This window comes from Actinosynnema sp. NPDC059335 (genome assembly GCF_042752395.1).
GTDB lineage: Bacteria > Actinomycetota > Actinomycetes > Mycobacteriales > Pseudonocardiaceae > Actinosynnema.
In genome coordinates, this window is sequence record NZ_JBHYXZ010000014.1 from 18,080 (window position 1) to 22,890 (window position 4,811).

Sequence of the window (4,811 nt, forward strand, 5' to 3'; positions counted from 1 at the left end):
GTCGTCGGGGACGACCGCGCCGGCCTCAGCCCGACGTCGGCCGCCACGGGCTCCTGCCCGTCGTCGGCCGCGTGGGGTCGTGGAACTTCGGCAGGTCCGGCTCGTCGCGCCGCAGCGGCACCAGGCCCTCGGTGATCGCGCGCATGATCCGCTCGTGCGCCCGCCGCGCGTCGCCGGGCCTGCCGTCCGCCAGCCCGGACAGGTCGACCGGCTTGCCGAAGTGCACCTTGAACGTCGGCCGCCGCCGCAGCCCGCGCACGTAGGACGTGAGGTAGGGCTTGAAGTCCTGCCACCCGCTCACCCGCGTGTTGCCCCAGTAGACGGCTTCGTGCGCGCCCCACTGGCTCACCGGCACCACCGGGATGTCGCCGCTGAGCGCGAGCCTGGCCGCGCCGGTCTTGCCCCGTTCCGGCCACAGCCCGGGGTCCAGGCTGATCCGGCCCTCCGGGTACATGGCGATGGGGTCGCCGCCGCGTTTGAGGGCTTCGACGGTGCGGTGGTAGGCGTCGCCGACGTCCGCCGCCGCGCGGTCCACCCGCAGGTGGCCGGACGCCCGCAGCGCGGGACCCATGATCGGCGCGTCGAGCAGCCCTCCCGCGAGCAGGAAGCGCGGCGCGACACCGATCCTGCGGCACGCCGCGATCAGCACGAACGGGTCGAGGTTGCCGATGTGGTTGGACGCGAGCAGCAGTGGACGTCCCCGGAGGTCCGCCGGGATGTCGCCGGTGACTTCGAGTCGTCCGCTGAGACCGACGAACCCTCGGTCGACGGTGGTCAGCACGCGCCACAGCAGTGGTGTGGGCACGCGCGCAGGCTACGGCGTGTCGAGGTGTCGGCGCACCGGGTTCGGGGCAACCATGGGCGTCGGGCCGCGCACGTCACGTCCCGCCGTGAGCGTTGGGGCTGCTGGGGCGGGAGGGACTACCGTATACACCATGGCCGGCCGAACTGGGACCTCGCGCAAGGGCACGACCCGCCGCTCCGGATCCGGGTCGAAGCCGCGGTCCGGCGGGTCCCGCGCCGGGGCGGCGCGACCGGCGGCCAAGCGGTCGCCCGCCAGACGCGCGCCCGCGAAGCGGTCCTCCGGTTCCGTCGGCCGGGTCTGGGGCGTGCTCGGCCGCGGCGTCGGCTCGGTCGTCCGGGCGGTCGGCCGCGGCAAGGAGCTGGACCCCGCGCACCGCCGCGACGGCCTGGCGCTGCTGCTCATCTCGGTCGCCGTGATCACCGCCGCGGGCGTGTGGTGGCAGGCCGGCGGACCGGTCGGCCAGTGGGTCGACGTCGCCGTCCGCAGCTCCGTCGGCGGCCCCGCGGTGATCGTGCCCGTGGTGCTGCTGGCGATCGGCGTGACGCTGATGCGCACCGACCCCAACCCGGAGGCGCGGCCACGCCTGGTGATCGGCGCGATCCTGGTGGCCGTCGGCTTCCTCGGCGTGTTCCACCTCGCGGGCGGCCTGCCGATGGACCCGGTCGCCCGCCGCGACGCGGGCGGCGCGCTCGGCTACCTCTCCGGCGGGTTCCTCGCCCAGGGCCTCACGCCGTGGGTCGCCGGCCCGCTGCTGGTGCTGATCTTCGGGTACGGCGTGCTGCTGCTGGTGCACGTGCCGGTCCGCGAGGTGCCCGCGCGGCTCGGCGGTCTGCTGCACCGCAGGTCCGACCGGGTCGAGGGGTTCGGCGTCGAGGAGGACGGCGAGCCGGTGGCCGAGGTCGAGGAGAAGCCGGTCAAGCTGCGCCGCCCGTCCCGCAGCCGCCGCCAGGCCGCGACCGCGCCCGACGCCGACGAGCAGCCCGAGCTGCCGCTGGACGAGGAGCCGCCGCCCCCGCCGCCCCCGGTCAGGCCGACGCCCAAGCCGAAGGCGACCCCGGAGACCCCGAAGACGGCCGCGATCGCCGTGCGCGCGGTCGAGGGCGACTACCGCCTGCCGCCGCCGACCATCCTCAAGGACGGCGACGCGCCGAAGGCCCGCAGCAAGGCCAACGACCTCATGATCGAGGCCATCTCCGGCGTGCTCGACCAGTTCTCCATCGACGCGCAGGTCACCGGCTTCACCCGCGGCCCGACGGTCACCCGGTACGAGGTCGAGCTGGGACCCGGCGTGAAGGTCGAGAAGATCACCGCGCTGACCAAGAACATCGCCTACGCGGTGGCCACGGACAACGTGCGGCTGCTCGCGCCCATCCCCGGCAAGTCCGCGGTCGGCATCGAGGTGCCCAACAGCGACCGCGAGATGGTGCGGCTGGGCGACGTGCTCCGCTCGCCGTCCACGGTCAAGGACAACCACCCGATGGTCATCGGGCTGGGCAAGGACATCGAGGGCCACTTCGTCACCGCGAACCTGACCAAGATGCCGCACCTGCTGGTCGCGGGCTCCACGGGTTCCGGCAAGTCGAGCTTCGTCAACTCGATGCTCGTCTCGCTGCTGGCCAGGGCGACGCCGGACGAGGTGCGGATGATCCTGATCGACCCGAAGATGGTCGAGCTGACGCCGTACGAGGGCATCCCGCACCTGATCACGCCCATCATCACCCAGCCGAAGAAGGCCGCCGCCGCGCTGGCCTGGCTGGTCGAGGAGATGGAGCAGCGGTACCAGGACATGCAGGTCAACCGGGTGCGGCACATCGACGACTTCAACCGGAAGGTGCGGTCGGGCGAGATCACCGCGCCGCCCGGCAGCGAACGCGAGTACCGGCCGTACCCCTACATCATGGCGATCGTGGACGAGCTGGCCGACCTGATGATGACCGCGCCGCGCGACGTCGAGGACGCCATCGTCCGGATCACGCAGAAGGCGCGTGCGGCGGGCATCCACCTGGTGCTGGCGACGCAGCGGCCCTCGGTGGACGTGGTGACGGGCCTGATCAAGACGAACGTGCCGTCGCGGCTGGCGTTCGCCACGTCGTCGCTCACCGACTCCCGCGTCATCCTGGACCAGCCGGGCGCGGAGAAGCTGATCGGCATGGGCGACGGCCTGTACCTGCCGATGGGCGCGTCGAAGCCGGTGCGCATCCAGGGCGCGTACGTCGGGGACGACGAGATCGCCGAGATCGTCAACTACACCAAGGACCAGGCGCAGCCCGAGTACACCGACGGCGTGACGGCGGCGAAGGCGGGCGAGAAGAAGGAGATCGACGCCGACATCGGCGACGACCTGGAGCTGCTGATCCAGGCGGCCGAGCTGATCGTCACCTCCCAGTTCGGCTCGACGTCCATGCTCCAGCGCAAGCTGCGGGTCGGGTTCGCCAAGGCGGGCCGGCTCATGGACCTGCTGGAGACGCGTGGCGTGGTGGGGCCGTCGGAGGGCTCGAAGGCCCGCGAGGTGCTGATCAAACCGGACGAGCTGGATTCCGTGGTCTACCTCATCCGCGGCGGCTCCGGGCCGGACGACGAGCCGGAGGACTGAGCCCGCCTCGGTTCCCGGGCGGGTTCGACGTCGAATTCCGGTCGAACATTCCGGTCGAACGGATCGAATTGTCGTATTCACGCCACGCGTTTGACCGGACGTGAAGCGAGCTGCGATAGTTTTTCTTCTCCGCCGCTCCCGACAGATCATCCGGACGCCTTCCGCCGAAGCGTCGAAGCGCTTCGACAGAGGGCGCGACGACGTGGGCAACGATGCCCGGGAAGAAGCGCCATGAAGAGGATGCGTTCAGCCGCTCTCGCGATCGCCCTGGTGGGGTCCCTGCTCGGTGCCACCGGGGTGGCTCAGGCCGCCACCTGGTCGTCCAGCGACCAGTGGGCGACCTGGTCGAACGGCGGGTACACGGTCCGCAACAACATCTGGGGCTCCGGAGCCGGGTTCCAGTCGATCTGGGCGAACTCCTACAGCAACTGGGGCGTGTGGGCGAACCACCCGAACACCGGCGGCGTGAAGTCGTACCCGCACTCGGCGAAGATGGTCAACCGCAAGCTCAGTTCGCTGAGCCGGCTTTCCAGTTCGTTCAACGTGACGCGGCCGGGGGCGGGCGCGTATGCGACGACATATGACATCTGGGCCGACAACCACGCGTACGAGATCATGATCTGGATGAACAAGCAGGGCGCGGTCGGCCCGATCGGGTCGAGGCAGACGACGGTGTCCGTCGGCGGCCACACCTGGGACGTGTACCGCGGTTCGAACGGCTCCAACGCCGTGTTCTCGTTCGTGCGGACGAGCAACACCGACGCCGGCACGGTCGACGTGCTCGCGGTGCTGAAGTGGATCGGGTCGCGCGGCTGGTACGGCGACGTGACCGTCGGCGACGTGCAGTTCGGGTTCGAGATCACGTCGTCGTCGGGCGGCATGGACTTCCGGTCGAACAGCTTCTCGATCACGACCTGACCGCGCCGCCCGTCCCGCCGACCCGGCCGCACCGGGCCGGCGGGACGGGCCGGGGCGTCAGCTCGCGCCGAACTCGCGCACCGCCTGGTAGTACAGGTCGGCCGTGCGGTTGCAGGTCCAGTTGCCCGCGCACTGGTTGTAGAGGTCCGACTTGAACTTGTTGTCGATCGTCAGCCGGGTGGACTCGGTGAACCGGCCCTGCCGCTTGTAGTTGCGGTAGCCGAAGTCGTGCCGGTGGCACGCCGGCAGGAACTTGAACCCGAACGGGTTGTCCGGCGACCACGAGCAGCCGTCCGACGACCAGTCGAGCTGGTCGCTGTACGGCCGCTGCGCGCGCAGCGAGCTGAACTGCGACAGGGTCTTGCTGAAGAGGTAGTCGTCGGTCACGGCGGGCGCGTTGATGGCCGCCTGGGCGACGCCGGCGCCGGCCCGCCGGGCGGGGGCGGCGAGCACCACGGCGATCCCCTTGCGCAGCGAGCTGTGTCTTATAAACAT

Annotated in this window: 4 protein-coding genes; 2 read left to right on the forward strand and 2 right to left on the reverse strand. The window is 71.1% G+C overall.

Translation table 11 applies throughout. The features are described from left to right. Positions 1-25: 25 nt before the first annotated feature. The gene (locus tag ACFXGA_RS06865) at positions 26-805 is read right to left on the reverse strand and encodes a lysophospholipid acyltransferase family protein (protein ID WP_378084945.1); all 780 of its coding nucleotides are present in this window, start codon (positions 803-805) and stop codon (positions 26-28) included. A gap of 130 nt (positions 806-935) precedes the next feature. Here ACFXGA_RS06865 and ACFXGA_RS06870 point away from each other — a divergent pair, with 130 nt between their 5' ends. Further along, positions 936-3,398, forward strand: a complete 2,463-nt coding sequence (locus tag ACFXGA_RS06870) for a DNA translocase FtsK 4TM domain-containing protein (protein WP_378084947.1) — start codon at positions 936-938, stop codon at positions 3,396-3,398. A 240-nt stretch (positions 3,399-3,638) separates the two neighbouring features. Next, complete coding sequence (locus ACFXGA_RS06875) at positions 3,639-4,316, forward strand: hypothetical protein (RefSeq protein WP_378084949.1); 678 nt, start codon at positions 3,639-3,641, stop codon at positions 4,314-4,316. Positions 4,317-4,373: 57 nt separating this feature from the next. Here ACFXGA_RS06875 and ACFXGA_RS06880 read toward each other — a convergent pair whose 3' ends face one another. Then, entirely contained in the window at positions 4,374-4,811 is a 438-nt protein-coding gene (locus tag ACFXGA_RS06880) for a phospholipase (RefSeq protein WP_378084951.1), read from the reverse strand.